A 22,256-nucleotide genomic window follows, 5' to 3' on the forward strand; every position below is an offset into this window, starting at 1 on the left:
CCCCCCCCCCCCCCCCCCCCCCCCCCCCCCCCCCCCACCACCACGCGTTCAGTCGCCGACGGCCACGGCCTCCAGCGCGGCCGGCGCCGCCACCGCCTCCACCGGCGCCGCCACCGCCTCCACCGGCGCCGGTTCCGGCGCCCCCGCCTCCACCGCCGTGCGCCGCTCCGGCAGCAGGCTCAGCACCGCATCGCGCTGGGCCTCGCTGGTGGCGTCGTCGTACGGGTCGGGCGTGGCCGGGACCTGGATGCGCAGGACCGGTCCGGCGCCGAACCGGGCGTAGCCGCGGCCGGCCGGGGCGTCCGGCGGCGGGGTGGTGTGCGGCCCGGTGCCGAGCACCGCCTCGACCTGCTCCGCGGTGCAGTCGCCGAGCACCACCCGGGCCCTGGTGTGCGTCCGGACCGTCTCACCGAGGCCGTCGAGGTGGTCGAACGCCTCGGCCAGCACCACGACGACATGGGCGGCCCGGCCGTGCCGCAGCGGGATCTGGAGCAGTTCCAGCGCGTCGGGCGCCGTGTCACCGGCCGGCCGGGCGAGCGCGCTCGGCCGGTCCAGCAGGATCCAGAGCGGCCGGGTCAGGTCCTCGGGGACCGGGTCGCCGGCCTGCCGGGCGCGGTTCGCCTCGATCAGCCGGCGTTCCGTCTCGTTGGCCGCCCACTCCAGGGTGGAGAGCGCGCCGGCCGGCCCGCACTCGACGGCCAGGACACCCTCGCGCCCGGTGAAGCAGGCGTACTCGCCGGTGCCGCTGCCCTCCACGATGAGGATGTCGCCCTGCTGGAGTGCCTGGAGGGCGATGGACCGCAGCAGGGTGGTCGTGCCGCTGCCGGGCTGCCCGGCGACGAGCAGGTGCGGTTCGGTGGAGCGGGGGCCGGTGCGCCAGACGACGCCGGGCGCGTCCCGGGTGCCGGTGCCGTCGCTCACCGGCAGGGTGCGCCGTACGGCGTCCTCGTCCGTGAAGCCGAGGACGGTCTCCCCGGGGGCGGTGACGAAGCGCTGGGCGGTGAGCGAGGTCGGCAGGGCGTCGAGGACGCTCATCACGAGCCGGTTGCCCTCCTCGTCCCAGCTGAACCGGTACTCCCGGCCACGGCCCGACTTGGCGTGCAGCAGCTGTTCGATCCGGGCCCGGGACTCGGGCTCGCTGTCGGTGAAGTACGCGGGATAGGCGACCTGGAGGCGCGAGACGCGGCCGTCGCCGTCGAACTCGTAGCCGCTGAAGACCTTCTCCCACTCGCCGCCGTGGCCGAACAGCGGCTCGGGGTCCTCGGCCGTCGAGAAGTACGGCACGAGCGCTTCGTACAGGGATCGCAGCCGCGCGGTCTCCGCCTCGTCCGGGCCGGTTCTGGCGGGGGTGCGGTCGCGTCCCTTCCATGCGGCCGCGCCCATCACCGTGACGAGGGCCAGCAGCGGCCCGTACGGGATGAGCGCGACCACGAGTACGCAGGCCGCGGCGAGGAACAGCGTGGGGCCACGCCGGTCCTTGGGCGTCGCGGCCCACTTCTGCCGTCCTGCACCGGCCAGCAGCCGCAGACCGCGCGTGAGCGTGATCAGCGGATGGAGCACATCGGTGGCGCTGTCGGCGGCCGTGCGCGCGATCTCCCGACTGCGGGTGATCGAAGCGCTGCCGCTGCTCAGAATGCGGGGGAGTGGTCGCCTGGCCACGTCTGTCTCCTGAAGGGGTCGGTGCGGAGGCGGAGGGTCAGAACTTGATCCCGCCCAGGAGTCCGGCCAGGCTCGCTCCGCCCGCGGTGATGCTCGGTGCGATGGCGGTCCCGGCCAGGTAGAAGCCGAACAGGGCGGTGACGAGGGCGTGCGACGCCTTGAGGCCGTCCTTCCTGAAGAACAGGAAGACGATGATGCCGAGGATGACGACGCCGGACATGGAAAGGATCATGAGTGTGCTCCTGGTTGGAGGGGACGGTCACCATGAGTCCTTCCAGGCTCACCCCAAGTATCCGTAAGATAAAAGGTGCAATCGGGTTAAAAGGGTGATTATTCACCCGAGCGGTGGAGGCGGAGCCCGGGCCTGATCATGTACCCGCACGGGAAGTACCCTGTCGGTTCACTCGCACGGCCCCCGCCGTGCACGTCCCGGCCGCCGGCGGCGGCCCGAGAACGTTCAAGGAAGGCGGTACCCCGATGAGCGAAGCCCCTGATCCCGAGGTCGTGGAGCTGGCCTCCAAGGTGTTCGACCTGGCCCGGGCCGGCGACGCCGACGCCCTCGCCGCCTACGTGGACGCCGGGGTGCCCGCCAACCTCACCAACGACCGGGGCGACTCGCTGCTGATGCTCGCCGCCTACCACGGGCACGCCGCCGCGGTCACCGCCCTCGCCACCCGCGGCGCCGACCCGGGCCGGGCCAACGACCGGGGCCAGACCCCCCTCGCCGGAGCGGTCTTCAAGGGTGAGGAAGCGGTGATCCGCGCCCTCCTCGACGCGGGCGCCGATCCGGCCGCCGGAACGCCCTCCGCGGTGGACACCGCACGCATGTTCGGCAAGGACGACCTGCTGGAACTCTTCGGAGCCCGCTGAACGGGTACGCCGTAAATGTGGTCGCGGTGGCGAAATGGCTGGGTCATCATGACGTCGCGGGCCCGATCCGGGCCAACCGACGAGAGGCAGAGGAAGATGCTCTACACCAGGCAGAAGACGGCGGTCGGCGAATCATGTTGCTGCGCGGCCTAGGGCTCGCCCCAGTGCTCGTCCCGGAGCACGTGGAACTGCACAGTCCCGGTTGTGTCGACAGCTTGATGTGAGGCTTTCCCCATGTTCGATCCGTTCATAGCGCCGAGCGGCACCCTGCTCGGCCTGCTGCAGAGAGGCCGCGGCGACGGCACGCTGCACGCACTCGCCGCACCGCGCTCCGAGGCCCTGGCGGCTCTCAACCACTGCGTCCTGAGCGACCCCCGCCACGACTGGCAGGTGGAGAACCGCTCCCTGTACTACGCGCGCCTCTACCTCGACCTCGACGGCGGCATCGAGGAGATCGAGCGGCACCTGACCGACCCCGAGGACCACCTCGACACCGAGGACTCGCGGACCGGCCTCGCCCTGTCCGTCCTCGGCCACCTCGCCTCCTACGGGCGCGGCGACGCCCTCGCCCTGCTGCGGCGCTACGCCGCGACCGGCTCCAACTGGGCCTGGGCCCTGGACGAACTGGCCCTGCGCGACGACGACGCCGGACTCCGCTCCCTCGCCGGGCCCGTGCTCGCCCGCTTCCCCGACGACCCCGAGGGCCGCGCCGAGCTGGCCGCGACCGTCCGGGACGCCTACGAACCCCGCCCCTGGCGCCTGTGGGCCGACGACCCGCGCGAGGCGGTCGGCGCCCGTGTCCGGGCCGCCTCCGAGCAGGGGTCCTTCGACCGCTGGCAGCGCCAGATGCGCCCCGGCGGCCCCCGGCCCGGCTGGAGCGTCCAGGCGGTCTTCGACTGGGCCCGGCAAGGACTGGAGCGCGGCAGCGTCCTCCACGTCCCCGCCGCCCGCTGCCTCGCCGCCGTCGCGGGCCCGGAGAACCGGGCCGAGATCGTCGAGGCCGCCCGCAGCGGACCCGACGCCGCCCGCGGCGCCGCCCTGCACTATCTGGCCGCCGAGGTCCGCGACCCCGTCGTGCTCGACCTGATCGAGACCGCGGCCGCCGAACCCCGGGGCACCGTCGCCGACGCCGCCGTCGCCGCCTTCGAGCGCATGTGCGGCGAGGACGCCGTGGAGCGCGCCCGCCGCTGGGCCCGCAGGCCCGACGCGCTCGGGGCGTCGGCCGCCGGCGTGCTGGCCGGACGCGGCGGTCCGCAGGACGCCCCGGCGGTGCTCGGGGCGCTGCGTGACGCCGTACGCGGCGACGGACCGGACGCGCCACGGCTGTGGGCGCTCGTGGACGGCGCCGGACGCCTCGGCATCGCCTGCGCCGCACCCGTACTGCGCCACATCTACCGGGAGACGTCGTCCTCGCAGCTGCGCGGCCGGACCGCCCGGGCCCTCGCCGCCACCGACCCGTCCTTCGCCACCGGGTTCGCCGTCGAGTGCCTGTGGGACTGCGAGGAGACGACCCGCGAGGTCGCCGCGCGTCACGCGGAGACCGGCGACCTGCGCGTCGCCGAGAGGCTGCGCCGCCTGGCCGCCGACCCCGCCGAGGAGGCCGAGGTCCAGTCGGCGGTACGCAGCAGGATCGGCCCGGACGCCCCGGCGGTCTGACCGGCGGCACACCCCGCGGTACCCCAGGAGTGCAGCGCGTCGGGGGCGCGCCGCTCCCCGCCCTGTTCCGCGATCACCGGACGGCGGGCCAGTATGGGGGCATGACCGGGCGCTGGGAGTTCTGGATCGACCGTGGCGGCACCTTCACCGACGTGGTGGGGAGGCGCCCCGACGGACAGCTCGTCACCCGCAAACTCCTCTCGCACGACCCGGACCGCTACCGCGACGCCGCCGTCGCGGGTATCCGGCTGATGCTCGGGCTCGGAGCCGACGAGCCGGTCCCCGCCGACCGGGTCGCCGCGGTCAAGATGGGCACCACCGTCGCCACCAACGCCCTGCTGGAGCGGCGCGGCGAACCGACCGTCCTGGTGATCACCGAAGGCTTCCGGGACGCCCTGCGCATCGCGTACCAGAACCGTCCCCGACTCTTCGACCGCCGTATCCTGCTCCCGGAAGCCGTCTACGACCGGGTCGTCGAGGTCCCCGAGCGCATCGACGCCCACGGCCGCACCGTCACCCCGCTCGACCGCGAGGCCGTCGCCGCCCGGCTGCGCGAAGCCCGCGCCGACGGGCTGAGCAGCGCGGCCGTCGTCCTCATGCACGGCTACCGCCACCCCGCCCACGAACAGGCGGTCGCCGCCGAGGCCCGGACCGCCGGCTTCACCCAGATCAGCTGCTCCCACGAGGTCAGCCCGCTGATCAAGCTCGTCCCACGCGGCGACACCACCGTCGTGGACGCCTACCTCTCGCCGATCCTGCGCCGGTACGTCGACTCGGTCGCCGCCGAACTCCCCGGCATCCGGCTCATGTTCATGCAGTCCAACGGCGGCCTGCGCGAGGCCGCCCACTTCCGCGGCAAGGACGCCGTGCTCTCCGGGCCCGCCGGCGGAGTCGTCGGTATGGTCCGCACCTCCGCCCGGGCCGGCCACGACCGGGTCATCGGCTTCGACATGGGCGGCACCTCCACAGACGTCTCGCACTACGCGGGCGAGTTCGAACGCGAGCTGGGCACCGAGGTCGCCGGCGCCCGGATGCGCGTCCCCATGATGAACATCCACACCGTCGCGGCCGGCGGCGGCTCCGTCCTCCACTTCGACGGCCGGCGCTACCGGGTCGGCCCCGACTCCGCCGGCGCGGTCCCGGGCCCCGCCTGCTACCGCCGGGGCGGTCCGCTGACCGTCACCGACGCCCAGGTCATGCTGGGCCGCATCCGCCCCGCCCACTTCCCCGCCGTCTTCGGGCCGGACGGCGACCAGCCCCTCGACGCGGACATCGTCCGCGAGCGCTTCGAGGAACTGGCCGAGGAGGTCGCCCGGGCCACCGGCACCAAGCGGACGGCGGCCGAGACCGCGGCCGGCTTCCTGGAGATCGCGGTCCTCTCCATGGCCAACGCCGTCAAGAAGATCTCCGTGCAGCGCGGCCACGACATCACCCGCTACGCCCTCACCGGCTTCGGCGGCGCCGGCGGCCAGGCCGTCTGCGCCGTCGCCGACGCCCTGGGCATCGACACCGTCCTCGTCCCGCCACTGGCCGGTGTGCTGTCCGCGTACGGCATCGGGCTCGCCGACGCCACCGCCATGCGGGAGCAGTCCTTCGAAGCCCCCCTGGACGCGGACTCCGAGACCCGGGTGCGGGTGCTGTGCGACGAACTCGCCGCCCGTACGAGTGCCGACCTGCGCGCCGACGGCGTCCCCGCCGACGCCGTCACCACCCGCGCCCGGGTCCTGCTGAGGTACGAGGGCACCGACGCGAGCCTGCCCGTCGCCCTGGACACGGCCGCAGCCATGACCGACGCCTTCACCCGCGAGCACCGTGCCCGCTACGGCTTCACGGCCGACCGGCGGCTCGTCGTGGAGACGGTCTCCGTCGAGACCACCGGGACCGCCGGCGGCCACGCCGAGACCAGGCCGGCCGCCCGCGACGAGGGCGCCCCCACCACACCCCGCCCGTACGACACCGCCCGGATGTTCGCGGAGGGGCACTGGCAGGAGGCGCCGCTCCACCGCCGGGACGACCTGCGGGCCACCGACGTCGTCACCGGCCCCGCGGTCGTCGCGGAGGCCGACGCCACCACCGTCGTGGACCCCGGCTGGCAGGCCGAACTCGCCGCCACCGGACACCTCGTCCTCACCCGCGCCCGCCCGCGCCCCGCCCGGCAGGCCGTCGGCACCCAGGTGGACCCGGTGATGCTGGAGGTCTTCAACAACCTCTTCATGTCCATCGCCGAGCAGATGGGCGTGACCCTGGAGAACACCGCCCGCTCCGTCAACATCAAGGAGCGCCTCGACTTCTCCTGCGCCCTGTTCGACGCCGACGGCAACCTGATCGCCAACGCGCCCCACATCCCCGTCCACCTCGGCTCCATGGGCGAATCGATCAAGGAAGTGCTCCGCCGCAACGCGGGCACCATGCGCCCCGGCGACGTCTACGCCATCAACGACCCGTACCACGGCGGCACCCACCTCCCCGACGTCACCGTCGTGACCCCCGTGTTCGACACGACCGGCGACGGACCGGTGCTCCGCTTCCTGGTGGCCTCGCGCGGCCACCACGCCGAGATCGGCGGCATCACCCCCGGCTCCATGCCCGCCTTCAGCCGCACCGTGGACGAGGAGGGCGTCCTCTTCGACAACTGGCTCCTGGTCCGGGACGGCGTCTTCCGCGAGGACGCCACCCGCGACCACCTCACCACCGCCCCGTACCCCTCCCGCGACCCCGGGACCAACCTCGCCGACCTGCGCGCCCAGATCGCCGCCAACGAGAAGGGGATCGCCGAACTGCGCGCCGTGACCGAGCAGTTCGGAACGGAGGTCGTGGACGCCTACATGGGCCACGTGCAGGACAACGCCGAGGAGTCGGTCCGCCGCATCGTCGCCCGGCTCGACGACGGCCACTACCGCTACGAGACGGACAACGGCGCCGTGATCGAGGTGACCGTCACCGTCGACCGCGAGGCCCGTGCCGCCGTCATCGACTTCACCGGTACGTCCCCGCAGCAGCCGGGCAACTTCAACGCCCCGAAGTCCGTGGTCATGGCCGCCGTGCTGTACGTCTTCCGCACCCTGGTCGCCGACGACATCCCCCTCAACAGCGGCTGCCTGAACCCGCTGGAGATCCGGATCCCGGAGGGCTCCATGCTCGCGCCGGTCGCGCCCGCCGCCACCGTCGCCGGCAACGTCGAGACCTCGCAGGCGGTGACCGGCGCCCTGTACGCCGCCCTCGGCGTCCAGGCCGAGGGCTCCGGCACCATGAACAACCTGACCTTCGGCAACGACCGCGTGCAGTACTACGAGACCGTCGCCAGCGGCTCCGGCGCGGGCGAGGACTTCGACGGCACCGACGCCGTCCAGACCCACATGACCAACTCCCGGCTCACCGACCCCGAGATCCTGGAATGGCGCTACCCGGTCCTGCTGGAGAGCTTCCGGATCCGCGAGGGCAGCGGGGGAGCGGGCCGCCACCGGGGCGGCCGAGGGGTGGAGCGCCGCATCCGCTTCCTCGAACCGGTCACCCTGGCCCTGCTCACCGGACACCGCCGCGTGCCCCCGTACGGCATGGCGGGCGGCGGACCGGGCGCCCTCGGCAGCCAGCACATCGAACGCGCCGACGGCGGCCGCACCGAGCTGGCCGCCTGCGACAGCGCGGACGCCGGCGCGGGCGACGTGCTGGTGCTGCGTACGCCAGGGGGCGGTGGCTACGGGGAGCCGGGCGGGGAGGGCGCGGGGACCTGACCGGTCCGCCGGGAGCGGCCCTTCTGCGCCGTTTCGACCGTTGTCGGTGCGAGGACCTAATCTGTGCACCGTGACTTCGCCTGCCTACACGGACAACGCTGCGCCCCAGCTCAGCGCGGGGCCGCGGCCCGCACCGGGCCCGGCCGCCGACGAGGGGCTGTCGCGGCGGCTGCGCGCGCTGGCCTGCACCGCGCCGCTGCACGATCTGGACGTGCGCAAGGCGAACCTCGCCGGTGAGTACAGCGGCTATGCGATGGCCGAGGTCGCCCTCGCCGCGATCGACCACGTCACGCTCAACATGGACTTCGACACCGGCGCGGACCACGACCAGATAGTGGCCAGGCTCCTCCCGCGGGTCGCCGCCCAGGCCCCCGCCCGCCCCGCAGCCGAGCACGAACGGGTCGCCCGCTGGGTCCTGGAGAACCTGATCAACGTCGGCAGCGTGGACCGCGGCTTCCGCGCCGTCTACGGCACCTTCGGGCCCGACGGCGTCTACGTCCGCCGCGACTACGACTTCAAGCTGATCGAGGAGGTCCCCGGGCACGGCGGCAGCGTCTACCTCAGGGCCACCGACGAAGCGGTCAACGTCCTCGTCGGCGCCCTCGACACGGACGTCACCAGCGCCCAGATCGCCGCCGAGGTGAAGCTGGAGGTCCTGATCAGCCGGGGCCGCCTCGCCGACGCCCAGCTCGCCGCCGAACAGGCCCGCTACCGGACCGTCCAGTACGCGGAGACGCTGCGCAGGACCCTCGACGCCACCCGGCGCAACGTCCGCGCGGTCGACTGGCTCAACGCCGTGCCCGACATGATCGCCGAGGCCCTGGACCACGTCGCCGACCGCTACCGCCACGAGAACGCGATCCTGACCAACATCCGCAAGGCCCGCGACGAGGCCGGGGAACCCGAGCACAAGCGCCGCGCCGCCGAGCTGGTCGACATCGTCAAGGACTGCATCCGCCGCCACACCCAGCTCCAGTCCCGGCTGCTGGAGGCCGGCCCGCTCTTCCGCGCCGAGCAGGACCGCCAGGCGTTCGCCGCACCCGCCGCCCGCACCGGCCTCGACCTCTACGGGCAGCTTCTCGCCCCGCTGCTGCCGCTCCCGGTCGAGCGGGCGAGCCGCGCCACCGACGCCTTCTTCGCCCACGGCACGGGCTTGCGCACCCCGGTCTCCGTACGGGTGGGCGACCTGGTCGACCTGCTCCTCAGCCCGCCCCCGGCCCGCGAACACCTCGGCGCCGAGATGCCCGAGCCGGACCTCATCGCCACGCCCGACGACAGCCGCTTCAGCGAGGAGCAGCTGGCCGCCGCGATGGAGCTGCTCGACCTGGAGCACGACGCGCCGCGCCGGCTCTCCGGCCTCCTCGCCGACGCCCGCCGCAGCGACCCGGACCTGCCCTACCTGGTCGCCCTGCTCGCCGTGCACGCCGCGAGCCCCCCGGTCGGCACCGCCTACCGCCAGGGCGAGCGCCGCCTGCTGTTCTCCGTGGACGACGGCACTCCGCTGGACGACGAGGAGTTCGGCGGCGCCGACCTGATCGTCGGCACCGCCCTGCTCGACGCGGCCGGCATGGCGGCCGACCGCTCGGAGGCGCCGTGAAAGCCTCGGATCCCCGTACCACCTTCCGCACCCCGTACCGCACCGAGGAGCCAGTGTCGTGAGCGACCACCGCGCAGAGCACGCCGACGCGTGGAGCGAGCCCGCCGACCGGCCCGCCCCCGCCTACGAGCCCGACCGCCCCGCGCCCGCACCGGCCGCCGTCACCCCGGCGGACGCGGCCGACGCCGCCCGGCTCGTCGCCTTCGGCCTCCAGCCCAAGCTGCTCCCCGCCCGCGACGCGGAGTACGCCGAACTGCTGCGCCGCTACCGGGACGACCCCGCCTTCGCGCGGCTCGCCGACGCCGTCGCCACCGGGCTCGGCCTCATCGTCCTGGAGGTGTCCCCCCGGGCCGGCATGGCCGTCACGGCGGGCGAGGACTCCGTCTTCGCCGTGCGCATGGGCGACTACGCGCGCCGCGCCTCCTCGGACAGCGCCGACCGCTTCCTGCACGGCCTCGCCCACCTCGCCGTCGCCGCGATGGCCTTCCCGCGACCCGAGGACCTCGCCGACGACGCCTACATCGGCCGGATCACGGTCAACGGCGTCGACGCCTTCGTACGCCAGGCGTGCAACCGGCTGGAGGAGCGCGCCGAGGAGCAGGGCGACAACACCGACCCGGCCAGCGACGCCCCGGGCCTGGAGGCCGGCTGGCGCGTCTACGCCCGGCGCAGTGCCACCGGCGCCACCAAGGACGCCCGCCGGCTCGCCGGTTCCACCACCGGCATCATCGGCAAGGCCGTCGCGTTCCTCACCGACTCCGGCTTCCTCCAGCGCACCGGCGACGACGCCGGCGGCACGTACCGCACGACCGCCCGCTACCAGCTCCAGGTCCGCGACATGGCCGGCAGCGCCGCCATGGCCGAGCTCCTGGAGCTGGGCGTCGTCCCCGTCACCGACGGAAGCGCCACACTGCTGCCGCCCCCGGACCCCGACGACCTGGAACTGGTGGCCGACGCGGGCCTGCCGTTCCACGGCTGACCGCCGCCCGTCACCGCCGTCCTCCCTCCGCCTCCCGAACGACGAGAGTCCGCCGCCATGTACGAGCTGTCCCGGGTCCGCCTCTACTCCATCGGACCGGCCGGCGCACGCTACGCCGACACCGTGCTCGACCTGCGCGGAGTCGGTGAGCCCGTGCCCCGTCCCGCCCCGGCGCAGGCGGAGTTCTTCGAGGAGGAGCCGGTCGGCCCCCCGCGCCGGCCCGCCCCCGCGGGCGTCCTCTTCCTGGAGAACGGCGGCGGCAAGTCCGTCCTGCTGAAGCTGATCTTCTCGGTGATGCTTCCGGGCCACCGCAACACCCTCGGCGGCGCCAGCTCCGGCGTGCTGCGCAAGTTCCTGCTCGCCGACGACTGCGGCCATGTCGCCCTGGAATGGCAGCACACGCTGACCGGGGAGTGCGTGGTCGTCGGCAAGGTCAGCGAGTGGCGCGGACGCCAGGTCTCCAACGACCCCCGCAAGTTCGCCGAGGCGTGGTACTCGTTCCGCCCGGGCCCCGGCCTCGGCCTCGACTCGCTGCCCGTCGCCGAGTCCACCGCCGTCGGCCGCCCCTCCGAAGGCGTCTCCGGAGCCCGCGGCCGCCGCCGCACGATGAAGGGCTTCCGCGACGCGCTCACCGAGGCCGGGAAGTTCTACCAGCACCTCGACGTGCACTGGGAGGAGATCCACGACCGCTGGAACGAGCACCTGGGCGACCTGGGCCTCGACCCCGAACTCTTCCGCTACCAGCGGGAGATGAACGCCGACGAGGGCGAAGCGGCCGGCCTCTTCGCGGTCAAGAAGGACTCCGACTTCACCGACCTGCTGCTGCGCGCCGTCACCGACACCCGTGACACGGACGGCCTCGCCGACCTCGTCAGCGGCTTCGGCAACAAGCTCGGCCGCCGCGCCGAGCTCACCGCCGAACGCGACTTCACCGCCGGCTCCGTCGACCTCCTCGGCCGCATCGTCGAGGCCGCCGGGACCCGCGCCCGCGCCCGCGACATCCACGCCGGATCCGAGCGCCGCACCCGCACCCTCGCCCGCCGCCTCTCCGCCCGCGCCGGCGAGGAGCGCGGCCGGGCCGCCGAGCTCGCCCAGCAGGTCACCGCCGCCGCCCACACGGTCACCGGCGCCGAGGAGACCCGCGGGCGCTGCGCCCTGATCGCCGCCGAACTCGCCTACCGGCATGCTTCGCTGGCACTCACCGCCGCCGAGCGGAGCGCCTCCGCTCAGCGCCGCGAACTGGGCGACGCGCGCACCCTGCACGCCGCCTGGCAGGCCGCCGAGGCCGTCCTGCGCCACCGCGCCGCCGCCGACCGCTCCGCCCGTGTCGCCGCCGCGATCCGGGAGGCCGAGCGCGACGCCGCCCCCGCCCTCGCCGCCCGCGCGAGCGCCGCCGCCGACCTCGTACGGGCCCTGCACACCGCCGCCGAGGCGGGCGAGAGCCGGGCCAACGAGGAGGAGGAGCGCTCCGACACCCTGCAGAGCGCCGGCGAGGCCGCGCACCGGGACGCCACCACCGCCGCCACCGAGGCCCAGCGCGCCCGCAGCGAGGCCGGCCATCTGCGCCAGCGCCTGGCCGAGGTCGAGCAGGAGACCGCCGAAGCCGTCCGGGCCGGCTGGCTGGACGACACCGCGCCGCACGCCGACCCCGCCAGGGCCGCACTCGCCGCCAACGACGCCGAACAGGCCGCCGTTGCCGCCTGGGACACCGCCCGCGAGGCCGCCGGAGCCGCCGCCGACCGGGCCCGCCGGGCCACCGCCGACGAGTCCCGCGCCGAACTGGCCGCCGCCCGCGCCGCCGACGCCGCCCGCGCCGCCGAGCAGGCGTACGAGGCGGAGCTGAGGGCCGCCGACTCGATCGCCGCCGAACCCCGCCTCGCCGAGCTGCTCGGGCTGCCCGGCGCCCTTCCCCGGCCCCGCCAGGCCGCCGCGCCCGGCGACGAACCGGACCGCACCGATGAGGCCGCGGCGGGCGCCGCCACGGACGCCGACCGCCCCCAGCCCCTCACCGCCGACGAGTTCGACCGCAGCGCCGACGAGCTGCGCGACCTGCTCGACCAGAGCGTCGCTTCCGCCGAGCGGCGCCTGTTCGAACTGCGCACCGCGGCCGCCGACGACGCCCGCATCCTGGGCGCGCTCGGCGACGGCGGCCTCCTCCCGCCGAGCCCGGACGTCCTGGCCACCGTGGAATACCTCGGCGAGCAGGGCATCCCCGCCCTCCCCGGCTGGCGCTACCTCGCCCAGGCCGTCGCCCCCGCCGACCACGCGGCCGTCCTCGCCGCCCGCCCCGAGCTGGTCGACGGCGTCGTCATCACCGACCCCGACGCGCACGCCCGTGCCCGCGACGTCCTCGGCGCCGCCGCCCTGCTGCCCCGCTCCGCCGTCGCCGTCGGCACGGCCGCCGCGCTCCTCGCCCCCGTGCCCGACCCCGGAACGGGCGCGTCCGGTGCCGGTGAAGGCGTCTTCCTCGTACCGCCGAACCCGGCCATGCACGACGAGCACGCCGCCGACGAGGAGCGCCAGGCCCTGCGCAGCCGGGCCGCCGCCCGCGACGAGGACATCCGGGTGCTCGCCGCCCGCCTCGGTGCCGACCGCGCGCTCGCCGCCCGCATCGGCTCCTGGCGCGCCGACTGCCCGCCCGGCATGCTCGCCGAACTCGCCGAGGCGGCCCGCACCGCCCGCACCGCCGCCGAACTCGCCGAGGCCGAACTCGCCGAGGCCCGCACGGTCCGCGCCGAGGCCGACGAGGCCGCCGCCGACGCCGCCCGGGTCCGCGAGGAGCGCCAGGAGACCGCCCAGCGCGCCCGCCGGGCCGCCGACGCGCTCGCCGGACTCGCCTTCCGGTTGCGGGAACGGGCCGGCTGGCAGGCCAAGCTGCGCGAACTGACCGACGAGGCAGCGGAGAGCGAGGCCCGCGCCACCGTCTTCCTGGAGCGTGCCCGGGCCGCCGACGAGGACCGCCGCGCCGCCCAGCGCGCCGCCGACGACGCCCGCCGCACCGCCCGCGCCCTGCGCGCCGAACGCGCCGAGATCGCCGGCGCCCCCGAACACCTCCCCGACCCCGGCGAGGACGCGCCCCGCCAGGCGCTGCCCGCCCTGCGCGAGGCGTACCGGGCGGCGTCCCAGCTGTACGAGAAGGTGGGCGTCGGCGCCGACCTGCGCGCCGAGCAGGCCCGCGCCGAGAGCGACGAGAGCGCCGCCCTCGCCGAGCTGGACCGCCTCACCAACAAGGTCCGCACCCGGGCCGCCCAGCTCCTGGAGGGCACCGACGGCGCCGACGGCCCGTCCCGGCAGGCCGCCGCCGCCCGCGCCGAATCCCTCGTCCAGCTCCTGGAGACCCGGGCCTCCGCCGCCAGCGAGCAACTGGGCCGGCTGCGCGGCGAGGCCGAACGCCTGGCGCCCGCCGACGGCGAGAGCCTGCACACCGAGCTGCCCGACGACCGGGTGCCCGCCGACGCCGGACAGGCCCAGACCCTCCTGCGTACCGCCACGGCCGAGCTGGCCGCCGCCTCCGCCGCGCTGGACACCGCCCGGGCCGCCCACGCCGAGCTGCTGCACGCCCACCGCGCCGCCGAGGACGCGGCGGGCGGCTTCGACGAGACGGCCGCCCTGCTGCGGGACCTGCTCAGGGACCACGGCACCGAGGACGACCCCGAGGACCCCGAGCCGTATCCGGGCAGTCTGGAGGAGGCCCGGCAGTCCGCCGCCGAGGCCCGCCGCTCCCTGCGCGGCTGCGCCGCCGACCTCTCCGCCGCCGAAGCGGGCGTCCGGGAGGCGAGCGACGTCCTCGTACGGCACGCCAACTCCACCCGCTACGAACAGGTCCGCACCCCGGCCCGGCAGCAGATCCGCGAACTGCCCGCCGCCGCGCTCCCCGAGCACGCGGAGAAGTGGGCCGCCGCCTTCGCGCCCCGGCTGCGCGTCCTCACCGACGAGCTGGCCCAGCTGGAACGCAACCGCGACTCCATCGTGGACCGGCTGCGCGGCCTGGTGGAGTCCGCGCTCACCACGCTCCGCTCCGCCCAGCGGCTCTCCCGGCTCCCCGAGGGCCTGGGGGAGTGGTCCGGACAGGAATTCCTCCGCATCCGCTTCGAGGAACCCGACCAGACCACCCTCACCGAACGGCTCGGCGAGGTCATCGACGAGGCGACGAGGGCGGCCCTCCGGAAGAACTCCGACCTGCGCCGCGACGGCATGTCGCTGCTCCTGCGCGGGGTCCAGGCGGCCCTGGAACCCAAGGGCATCGCCGTCGAGATCCTCAAGCCGGACGCCGTGCTGCGTGCCGAGCGCGTGCCGGTCGGGCAGATGGGCGACGTCTTCTCCGGCGGACAGCTGCTCACCGCCGCGATTGCCCTGTACTGCACGATGGCCGCCCTGCGCAGCAACGACCGGGGGCGCGACCGGGCGCAGCACCGGCACGCCGGCACACTCTTCCTGGACAACCCGATCGGCCGGGCCAACGCCACCTATCTGCTGGAGCTCCAGCGCGCGGTGGCCGACGCGCTCGGCGTGCAACTGCTGTACACCACCGGCCTGTTCGACACGACCGCACTCGCCGAATTCCCGCTCGTCATCCGGCTGCGCAACGACGCGGACCTGCGCGCCGGTCTGAAGTACATCAGCGTCGAGGAGCACCTGCGCCCCGGGCTGCCGCAGCAGGACCCCGGCACGGAGACGGTGCACGGCGAGATCACCGCGACCCGCATGTTCAAGCGCGGTGCCCCGGCTCCCCGGACCCCGGACGCGTCCGAGACGGTCGAGGAGACCAGGGCCCTCTGAGGCTGCCGGCGGTCAGGCCCGCGACAGCCGGCGGTCCGCGCCGCCCCGGCGGCCTATCCGCGCCGCGTCCCGCTGGGCGACGCGGGCCTCACGCCGCGCCCTGCGCCGCTCGCGGCGCAACTGCCGGGCCGAGCTGCTGGGCTCGGAGACCACGCCGTTGCGCTGGTTCCACACCTGGCGGGTGACCCAGACGTCCAGCACCGCCCAGGTCGCGACCACTGTGCTCGCCACCCCGCTCAGCACCATGGGGAAGGAGAGCCAGGAGCCGGCCAGTGCGGTGAGGAACGCCACCATCGCCAGAATCATCGTCAACGACATGACCAGCACCGCCCGCACCGCCGCCGTCCGCACCGGATCGGGCATGCGCCTGCGCGTCGCCGGCTCCTCCACCCACAGCGCCGGCCGCCCCGGCACGCTCGCGTCCCCCGTCGGTTCCACCGCGCTCTCACGCTCCTGTGTGTCCAAGGCCCTTCACTCCCACCACTGTCCGACTTCAGGGTTGCTGCCCGGCATACACCCTTTCTACGCGGACCGTCCGTCCCGTCCGCCCGAGCGTGTCCCGTTGGTCCCCCTACCCCCGTACGGACAGACGAGTGGCCGGCGGTGAAGATTCCTCCCAGCCGTCACGAAACGAAGAATTCCAGCCAACCGGGACGTGAAGGAACGTGCCATGCCCCGGGGCCTCTTCTGTCGCTTTCGTGAATTTCATCTCCCGGAATACCAGGACAAGCCATGGTCAACTCCCGGTAAGGCGGCCGAAAATCGTCCGGACATGCCTTCGAGTTGTCTGTCCGTCGGTAGTAGGCTCGCGCCGTTTGTTGACGAAACCCGTCCCCGGTCCCGCGGGGGCGACCTGGGGGAGGCCATGCGCTTTCGCGGAAAGTCCATCCGCAGGAAGATCGTGGCGTTGCTCTTGGTGCCCCTCGTATCGCTCACCGCCCTCTGGGGATTCGCCACCTATCTCACCGGGCGCGAGGCCGGGAAACTGCTCAGCGCGAGCACCGTCGTGGAGAAGGTCGGCCATCCCCTCGAAGACACCGTCCGGGTCATCCAGGGCGAACGCCGCCAGACCCTCGTCTTCCTCGCCGACCCGCGTGCGTCCGACGCCCTGCCCGTACTGCGCAGGCAGCGCGCCGCCACCGACCGGGTCGTGGCCGAGGTCCGCGAGAGCGCCGGGCAGAAGGACATCCGCGACGCGCTCGGCGCGACCGCGGAAACCCAGCTCGGCTCGATACTCGGCGCCGTCGAAGGACTCGACGCCCTGCGCGACTCCGTCGACAGACGCACCATCAGCCGGCTCAAGGCGATGGGCTACTACAACCGCCTGATCGACCCCTGCTACCGATTCCTGGCCGGCCTGCACACCATGGAGAACGTCTCCATGGACCGGCAGGTCCGGGCCCTGACCGGGATATCCCGCGCCCGGGAAATGCTCTCCCGCGAAGACGCCCTGGTCGCCTCCGGACTCCTGGCCGGCCGCCTCACCGCCGCCGAAATCCGCCAGATATCCGACCTCGTCGCCCAGCGCGGCCTGCTCTACGAGACCAACCTCGACCTCCTCCCCGCCTCCGAACGCCGCCGCGTCCAGCAGTACTGGCAGGGTCCGGACAGCGAACCCCTGCACTCCGCCGAGGAGGGGATCGTCTCCCGGGGCCCCACCACCAGCCCGCGCACCGCCGACGCCGCCCGCTGGCAGGAGGTCGCCCCGGCCGCCCTGGAACGGCTGGCCAACGATTCGACGGAGATGAACAACCGCTTCAAGGACCGGGGCAAGCCCGCCGGCTACGGCATCCTGATCAAGGCGGGCATCGCCGGCGTCCTCGGCTTCCTCGCCCTCGTCGTCTCGGTCTTCGTCTCCGTGCGCATCGGCCGCGAGCTCATCCGCGACCTCACCCGGCTCCGCAAGGACGCGCACGAGGTCGCCGGCGTACGGCTGCCGAGCGTGATGCGCCGCCTCGCCGCCGGCGAACAGGTGGACGTGGAGACCGAGTCCCCGCACCTCCAGTACGAGCGCGACGAGATCGGCCAGGTCGGCCAGGCCCTCAACACCCTGCAACGCGCCGCCGTCGAAGCCGCCGTCAAACAGGCCGACATGCGCCGCGGCGTCTCCGAGGTCTTCGTCAACCTCGCCCGCCGCAACCAGGTCCTGCTCCACCGCCAGCTCACGCTCCTGGACACCATGGAGCGCCGCACCGAGAACACCGACGAACTCGCCGACCTCTTCCGCCTCGACCACCTCACCACCCGCATGCGCCGGCACGCCGAGGGCCTGGTGATCCTCTCCGGTGCCGCCCCCTCCAGGCAGTGGCGCAAGCCCATCCAGCTGATGGACGTGGTCCGGGCCGCCGTCGCCGAGGTCGAGGACTACGAACGCATCGAGGTGCGCCGGCTGCCCCGGATCGGGGTGGGCGGCCCGGCCGTCGCCGACCTCACCCACCTGATCGCCGAACTCCTGGAGAACGCCACGGTGTTCTCGCCCCCGCACACCGCGGTCCAGGTGCACGGCGAGCGCGTCGCCAACGGCTTCACCCTGGAGATCCACGACCGGGGCCTCGGCATGCCCCCCGACGTCCTGCTCGACGCCAACCTCCGGCTCGCCGAGACCCCCGAGTTCGAGCTCTCCGACACCGACCGCCTCGGCCTCTTCGTGGTCAGCCGGCTCGCCCAGCGGCAGAACGTCCGGGTGTCCCTCCAGACCTCCCCGTACGGCGGCACCACCGCCGTCGTGTTCATCCCGGCCGCCCTCCTCACCGACGCCCCCGAGTCGCACGGCACCGGCTTCCGCCTCGACCGCAGGGCCGAGAAGGCCATCGCCGGCGGCACCCCGGGCGGCGGCACGCGGAGCCCCGAGGCCGACGACCCGGTGCCGGGCCGGCCGAGCGGCCTCTCACCGGTCCCCACCGGACTGGTCGACCCGGCCCTGCTCAACGGCCCCGTCGAGCTGGAGGGCGAGGAGCCGCTGGACTTCACCCGCGACCCGGTCCTCGAAGCGGTGACGGGCCCCGGGCTCGACTCCGTGCTCGACGGGGTTTCCGACCTGGAGGACACCGAGAGCGAGCGCGGCGGCATCTTCCGCGCCCGCGCCCTGCGCCGCGACGCCGACCGCGAGCAGCACCAGCAGGCCCCCGACGACGGTGTGCGGGCCCTGCACCCCGAGGGCGTCCGGCCGCTGCCCCGCCGGCGCCGCCCGCCGACGCTGGTCACCGACCGCGGCCGCCGGGTCGACGGGGGAGGCCGCGCCCACCCCGCCTCCGAGGACCGCGAGCCGGCCCCCCCGGCGGACCGCCGCACCGCCGGGCCCTCGGTGCCCGCACCCCGTAAGCCCGAACCCGCCCCCGACACCGTGGGCGGACTGCCCCGCCGCGTCCGGCAGGCCAGCCTCGCCCCGCAGCTCCGCAAGGGACCCGGCACCCGCCCGGCGGGACCCGGTCCGGTGGAGAGCGCCGAGGACATCGAGCGGGACGCCGAAGAGGTACGCAGCCGTATGGCTTCGCTCCAGCGCGGCTGGCAGCGCGGCCGGCAGGAGAACGCCGAGGACCCGACGGGCCCCGTCGACATCGCACCCAGAACCACTCCGGGAGGGGACGGTCCATGACCGCACCGAACGCCGCCGCAACCGACTCCGCACGCCAGGGGTCCGGTGAACTCAACTGGCTCCTCGACGAACTCGTCGAGCGGGTCGCCAGCATCCGCAAGGCGCTGGTGCTCTCCAGCGACGGACTGCCCACCGGCGCGTCCAAGGACCTGACACGGGAGGACGGCGAGTACCTGGCCGCCGTCGCCTCCGGCTTCCACAGCCTGGCCAAGGGCGTGGGCCGCCACTTCGACGCCGGCAAGGTCCGCCAGACCGTCGTGGAGCTGGACGAGGCGTTCCTCTTCGTCACGGCGGCCGGCGACGGCAGCTGCCTCGCCGTACTGGCCGAATCCGACTCGGACGTGGGACAGGTGGCGTACGAGATGACGCTCATGGTCAAGCGCGTGGGCAGCCACCTGGCCAACGCGCCCCGGACGGCCGGTCAGCCCTCCGGGGGGTGAGCGGACGCCATGAGCGCCGCATCGCCCGGTTCCCCGGAGACCCCGGAAAGGCCGCGGACCCCGCGCTGGTACGACGACGACGCGGGGCCCGTCGTCCGCCCCTACGCGATGACCCGCGGGCGCACCGGCAGTGCGTCCCGCCACCGCCTCGACCTGATCGCGATCGTCGTGCCCGAACCGGCGGCCGACGACCCGGACAGCGACCAGACGCTCTCACCGGAACACGTCGAGATCCTCGAACTCTGCGGTGAGCTGCCCCAGTCGATCGCCGAGCTCGCCTCGTCCCTGGACCTGCCCGTGGGCGTCGTACGGGTGCTGGTGGGCGATCTCGTGGACGACGAGCTGGTACACGTGACCCGTCCCGTTCCGCCGGCCGAGCTGCCGGACGTGAACCTTCTCCGTGAGGTGATCAATGGCCTTCGGGCGCTCTAGCCGCAGCAGGCGGCCCGTGGAGCCCGTCACCCTCAAGATCCTGGTGGCGGGCGGCTTCGGCGTGGGCAAGACGACGCTGGTGGGCGCGGTCAGCGAGATCAGGCCGCTGCGCACGGAGGAGCGGCTGACCGAGGCGGGCCGGCCGGTGGACGACCTGGACGGCGTCGAGGCGAAGACCACGACGACCGTGGCCATGGACTTCGGGCGGATCACGCTCCGCGAGGACCTGGTGCTGTACCTCTTCGGCACGCCGGGGCAGGACCGGTTCTGGTTCCTCTGGGACGAGCTGGCCCAGGGCGCCCTGGGCGCGGTCGTGCTCGCGGACACCCGCCGCCTCGCCGACTGCTTCGCGGCCGTCGACTACTTCGAGCGCCGCGAGATCCCGTTCGCCGTCGCCGTCAACCGCTTCGAGGGCGCGGAAGTGTTCCCCGAGGCGACGGTACGGGCCGCGCTCGACCTGGACCCCCAGGTGCCGCTCCTGATGTGCGACGCGCGGGACCGGGCGTCGGCCCGGGACGTGCTGGTGGCCGTGGTCGAACACGCCCTGGCCCGCGCGGACCGCCGGCGCGAGCCCGTCACGACCTAACGGCCGTTCTCCGCGAGCCACTTCTCGGCGGTCTGCGCCAGCTCGTGGTCGCGCCCGGCCAGCATCATGCGGATCATCTGCGCGTCACCGCGCAGCGACCAGGCCGGGTGGCCGAAGGTGGCCGGGTTGTTCTTCTCGATCAGGAAGTGCGCGGGCCAGGCCGTGCCGTAGCCGATGAGCGGCAGCGCGGCCAGATACCGCTTCCGGCCGCGCGCCAGCCCGTACGCGCTGATGGCGAGACCGGTCAGGGTGCCGGTGAGGTGCACCCAGCGGGTCGCCGCCCGCGAGTGCATCGCGACGTAGTACGGCCAGAACTCTTCGTACGAATCGAACGTCTGCTGTGACATACGGGCACCGTAACGGCTGATCCGGCAACCGGAAACGGCCGGGCCACGTCCGAAGAGGGAGAACGGGCGGCCGGAACCCACGGGGGTGGTCCCGGTCGCCCGTTCCCCGAGCCGGCCGGCTCAGTGGCCGGCGACCGACCTGCGGGCCACCGGGAAGTCGAAGTAGGTGTCGGGGAACGCCTCGGGCTTGAAGGTGTAGTGCCACCACTCCTCGGCCAGGTTCACGAAACCGGCCTCGGTGAGCGTCTTCTTCAGGAACTGGCGGTTGGCGCGCTGCACACCCTGGACTCGGGGATCATCGGTGTGCGAGAGGGTGTCGAAGCAGTCGAATCCGGTGCCCATGTCCACCGAGTTGTCCGGGAAGCGGTCGGCCTGCGGCGCGTAGCACGGCACCAGCCTCTCGCCGGGGCGGTACGGCCTGGTCGGCAGGGCCGGCAGCCGTACGAGGGTCAGGTCCACGGTGCTGCCCCGGCTGTGCCCGGACTTCTCCGCGATGTAACCGTCCGCGAAGAGACGGGACTTGTCGACCCGCGGATAGAACTCGCCCTTCATCGTCTCGTCGTCGAGATCCTTCGCCCAGCGCACGAAGTGGTCGACGGCCCGCTGCGGGCGGTAGCAGTCGTACACCTTCAGCGAGTAGCCCTGTCGCAGCAGCCGGAGCTGCGCGCTGTGCAGGGCCTCGGCGGCCGGCCGGGTCAGGATGCACAGGGGCTGCCGGTACCCGTCGACGGGCTCGCCCATGAAGTCGTGGGCGGTGGGGTAGCGCATCTCCTGGATGATCGTGGGATCCACCGAGTGCAGCGGGACGAACTCCGGGGGCGCCTTCGGCTCGGGCTCCGCCTGCGCCACCGGGGCGGTGACGGTCACGGTGAGCAGGGCGGCGGCGGTGGCCGCCAGGGCACGGAAAGCGGTTGCGATGGCTGTCATGAGCACATCCTCCACGGCCCGGGGGTGCCGCGAAGGCGATCCGGTACAGTCCGCGCGTGTCCGCCACCGGTCCCACGCCCGCTCACCACGAGCGCCGGCCCGGCCCCACGAGGAAACGGAGCAGCCCGTGACGTACTCCCACTGCCCCGCCTGCGGAGCCGCCTACACCGGCCTCCCGGTCCCCGACGCCTGGCCCCGCACCTGCGCCGCCTGTGGCGAGACCGCCTACCGCAATCCGCTCCCGGTCGCCGTCGCCCTGCTCCCCGTCACCGACGGAGACACCACCGGCCTCGTCGTCATCACCCGCACCATCGAACCCGCGCGCGGCGGCCTCGCCCTGCCCGGCGGCTTCATCGACCACGCCGAGGACTGGCAGCACGCCGTCGTGCGGGAACTGCGCGAGGAGACCCGCATCGAGGCACGCCCCCAGGACGTCCGCCTCGCCGACGCCCTCAGCTCACCCGCCGGACACCTGCTCCTCTTCGGACTGCTCCCCGCACGACCGGCCGCCGCACTCCCGCCGTCCGCCCCCACGGACGAGACGTCCGGCCACACCCTGCTCACGGCCCCCGCCACGCTCGCCTTCCCCCTCCACACCGAGGCCGTCCACCGCTGGTTCGCGGGACGCTACCGCTGAGCACCCGCGCCGCTGCCCGCC

General features: G+C 74.2%; 16 protein-coding genes. 11 read left to right on the forward strand and 5 right to left on the reverse strand.

Features of this window, described 5'->3' with window-relative positions:
• Positions 1-48 precede the first annotated feature (48 nt).
• Complete coding sequence (locus ACN6LM_RS28465) at positions 49-1,659, reverse strand: hypothetical protein (RefSeq protein WP_445068245.1); 1,611 nt, start codon at positions 1,657-1,659, stop codon at positions 49-51.
• A 37-nt stretch (positions 1,660-1,696) separates the two neighbouring features.
• Complete coding sequence (locus tag ACN6LM_RS28470) at positions 1,697-1,891, reverse strand: hypothetical protein (RefSeq protein ID WP_018103962.1); 195 nt, start codon at positions 1,889-1,891, stop codon at positions 1,697-1,699.
• A 245-nt stretch (positions 1,892-2,136) separates the two neighbouring features.
• On the opposite strand from ACN6LM_RS28470, the gene ACN6LM_RS28475 reads away from it, so the two are divergent.
• From ACN6LM_RS28475 to ACN6LM_RS28500, 6 genes are all read left to right on the forward strand, one after another.
• Positions 2,137-2,529 carry an ankyrin repeat domain-containing protein gene (locus ACN6LM_RS28475; RefSeq protein ID WP_445068246.1) on the forward strand — a complete coding sequence of 131 codons (393 nt, stop codon included), beginning with the start codon at positions 2,137-2,139 and terminating at the stop codon, positions 2,527-2,529.
• 234 nt (positions 2,530-2,763) lie between these two features.
• Positions 2,764-4,185, forward strand: coding sequence for a HEAT repeat domain-containing protein (locus ACN6LM_RS28480; protein ID WP_445068247.1), 1,422 nt, complete (start codon positions 2,764-2,766; stop codon positions 4,183-4,185).
• Between the two features lie 101 nt (positions 4,186-4,286).
• On the forward strand, positions 4,287-7,916 hold the full coding sequence (locus ACN6LM_RS28485; protein ID WP_445068248.1) for a hydantoinase B/oxoprolinase family protein: 3,630 nt from the start codon (positions 4,287-4,289) through the stop codon (positions 7,914-7,916).
• Between the two features lie 70 nt (positions 7,917-7,986).
• The gene (locus ACN6LM_RS28490; protein ID WP_445068249.1) at positions 7,987-9,513 is read left to right on the forward strand and encodes a hypothetical protein; all 1,527 of its coding nucleotides are present in this window, start codon (positions 7,987-7,989) and stop codon (positions 9,511-9,513) included.
• A 58-nt stretch (positions 9,514-9,571) separates the two neighbouring features.
• A complete protein-coding gene (locus ACN6LM_RS28495) occupies positions 9,572-10,492 on the forward strand; it encodes a hypothetical protein (RefSeq protein ID WP_445068250.1) in 921 nt (306 codons plus the stop codon).
• Between the two features lie 57 nt (positions 10,493-10,549).
• The gene (locus ACN6LM_RS28500) at positions 10,550-15,271 is read left to right on the forward strand and encodes a hypothetical protein (RefSeq protein ID WP_445068251.1); all 4,722 of its coding nucleotides are present in this window, start codon (positions 10,550-10,552) and stop codon (positions 15,269-15,271) included.
• A gap of 12 nt (positions 15,272-15,283) precedes the next feature.
• Here ACN6LM_RS28500 and ACN6LM_RS28505 read toward each other — a convergent pair whose 3' ends face one another.
• Positions 15,284-15,736, reverse strand: coding sequence for a hypothetical protein (locus ACN6LM_RS28505; protein ID WP_445068252.1), 453 nt, complete (start codon positions 15,734-15,736; stop codon positions 15,284-15,286).
• A gap of 400 nt (positions 15,737-16,136) precedes the next feature.
• Here ACN6LM_RS28505 and ACN6LM_RS28510 point away from each other — a divergent pair, with 400 nt between their 5' ends.
• The 4 genes from ACN6LM_RS28510 to ACN6LM_RS28525 are packed head-to-tail and all read left to right on the forward strand — an operon-like array spanning position 16,137 to position 20,324.
• A complete protein-coding gene (locus ACN6LM_RS28510; protein WP_445068253.1) occupies positions 16,137-18,866 on the forward strand; it encodes a nitrate- and nitrite sensing domain-containing protein in 2,730 nt (909 codons plus the stop codon).
• Positions 18,863-19,306, forward strand: coding sequence for a roadblock/LC7 domain-containing protein (locus ACN6LM_RS28515; RefSeq protein ID WP_445068254.1), 444 nt, complete (start codon positions 18,863-18,865; stop codon positions 19,304-19,306). Before ACN6LM_RS28510 ends, ACN6LM_RS28515 begins: the two co-directional genes overlap by 4 nt.
• 9 nt (positions 19,307-19,315) lie before the next feature.
• The gene (locus ACN6LM_RS28520) at positions 19,316-19,738 is read left to right on the forward strand and encodes a DUF742 domain-containing protein (RefSeq protein ID WP_445068255.1); all 423 of its coding nucleotides are present in this window, start codon (positions 19,316-19,318) and stop codon (positions 19,736-19,738) included.
• A complete protein-coding gene (locus tag ACN6LM_RS28525; RefSeq protein ID WP_445068256.1) occupies positions 19,719-20,324 on the forward strand; it encodes a GTP-binding protein in 606 nt (201 codons plus the stop codon). Before ACN6LM_RS28520 ends, ACN6LM_RS28525 begins: the two co-directional genes overlap by 20 nt.
• Here the strand turns inward: ACN6LM_RS28525 and ACN6LM_RS28530 are convergent.
• Both ACN6LM_RS28530 and ACN6LM_RS28535 read right to left on the reverse strand, forming a co-directional pair.
• Positions 20,321-20,671 carry a DUF962 domain-containing protein gene (locus ACN6LM_RS28530; protein ID WP_018103974.1) on the reverse strand — a complete coding sequence of 117 codons (351 nt, stop codon included), beginning with the start codon at positions 20,669-20,671 and terminating at the stop codon, positions 20,321-20,323. The two genes, ACN6LM_RS28525 and ACN6LM_RS28530, sit on opposite strands and share 4 nt — an antisense overlap.
• 120 nt (positions 20,672-20,791) lie before the next feature.
• Entirely contained in the window at positions 20,792-21,598 is an 807-nt protein-coding gene (locus tag ACN6LM_RS28535; RefSeq protein WP_445068257.1) for a M15 family metallopeptidase, read from the reverse strand.
• A 127-nt stretch (positions 21,599-21,725) separates the two neighbouring features.
• On the opposite strand from ACN6LM_RS28535, the gene ACN6LM_RS28540 reads away from it, so the two are divergent.
• Positions 21,726-22,235, forward strand: coding sequence for an NUDIX domain-containing protein (locus tag ACN6LM_RS28540; RefSeq protein ID WP_445068258.1), 510 nt, complete (start codon positions 21,726-21,728; stop codon positions 22,233-22,235).
• The last annotated feature ends 21 nt before the right edge of the window (positions 22,236-22,256 follow it).

This window comes from Streptomyces sp. SAS_281, from assembly GCF_052542855.1.

What these genes read in the sequence shown, in the direction of transcription:
- ACN6LM_RS28470 (WP_018103962.1), bottom strand. Translation starts at nt 1,891, where the DNA reads ATGATCCTTTCCATGTCCGGCGTCGTCATCCTCGGCATCATCGTCTTC.
- ACN6LM_RS28475 (WP_445068246.1), top strand. Translation starts at nt 2,137, where the DNA reads ATGAGCGAAGCCCCTGATCCCGAGGTCGTGGAGCTGGCCTCCAAGGTG.
- ACN6LM_RS28480 (WP_445068247.1), top strand. Translation starts at nt 2,764, where the DNA reads ATGTTCGATCCGTTCATAGCGCCGAGCGGCACCCTGCTCGGCCTGCTG.
- ACN6LM_RS28485 (WP_445068248.1), top strand. Translation starts at nt 4,287, where the DNA reads ATGACCGGGCGCTGGGAGTTCTGGATCGACCGTGGCGGCACCTTCACC.
- ACN6LM_RS28500 (WP_445068251.1), top strand. Translation starts at nt 10,550, where the DNA reads ATGTACGAGCTGTCCCGGGTCCGCCTCTACTCCATCGGACCGGCCGGC.
- ACN6LM_RS28510 (WP_445068253.1), top strand. Translation starts at nt 16,137, where the DNA reads ATGCGCTTTCGCGGAAAGTCCATCCGCAGGAAGATCGTGGCGTTGCTC.
- ACN6LM_RS28515 (WP_445068254.1), top strand. Translation starts at nt 18,863, where the DNA reads ATGACCGCACCGAACGCCGCCGCAACCGACTCCGCACGCCAGGGGTCC.
- ACN6LM_RS28520 (WP_445068255.1), top strand. Translation starts at nt 19,316, where the DNA reads ATGAGCGCCGCATCGCCCGGTTCCCCGGAGACCCCGGAAAGGCCGCGG.
- ACN6LM_RS28525 (WP_445068256.1), top strand. Translation starts at nt 19,719, where the DNA reads ATGGCCTTCGGGCGCTCTAGCCGCAGCAGGCGGCCCGTGGAGCCCGTC.
- ACN6LM_RS28530 (WP_018103974.1), bottom strand. Translation starts at nt 20,671, where the DNA reads ATGTCACAGCAGACGTTCGATTCGTACGAAGAGTTCTGGCCGTACTAC.
- ACN6LM_RS28535 (WP_445068257.1), bottom strand. Translation starts at nt 21,598, where the DNA reads ATGACAGCCATCGCAACCGCTTTCCGTGCCCTGGCGGCCACCGCCGCC.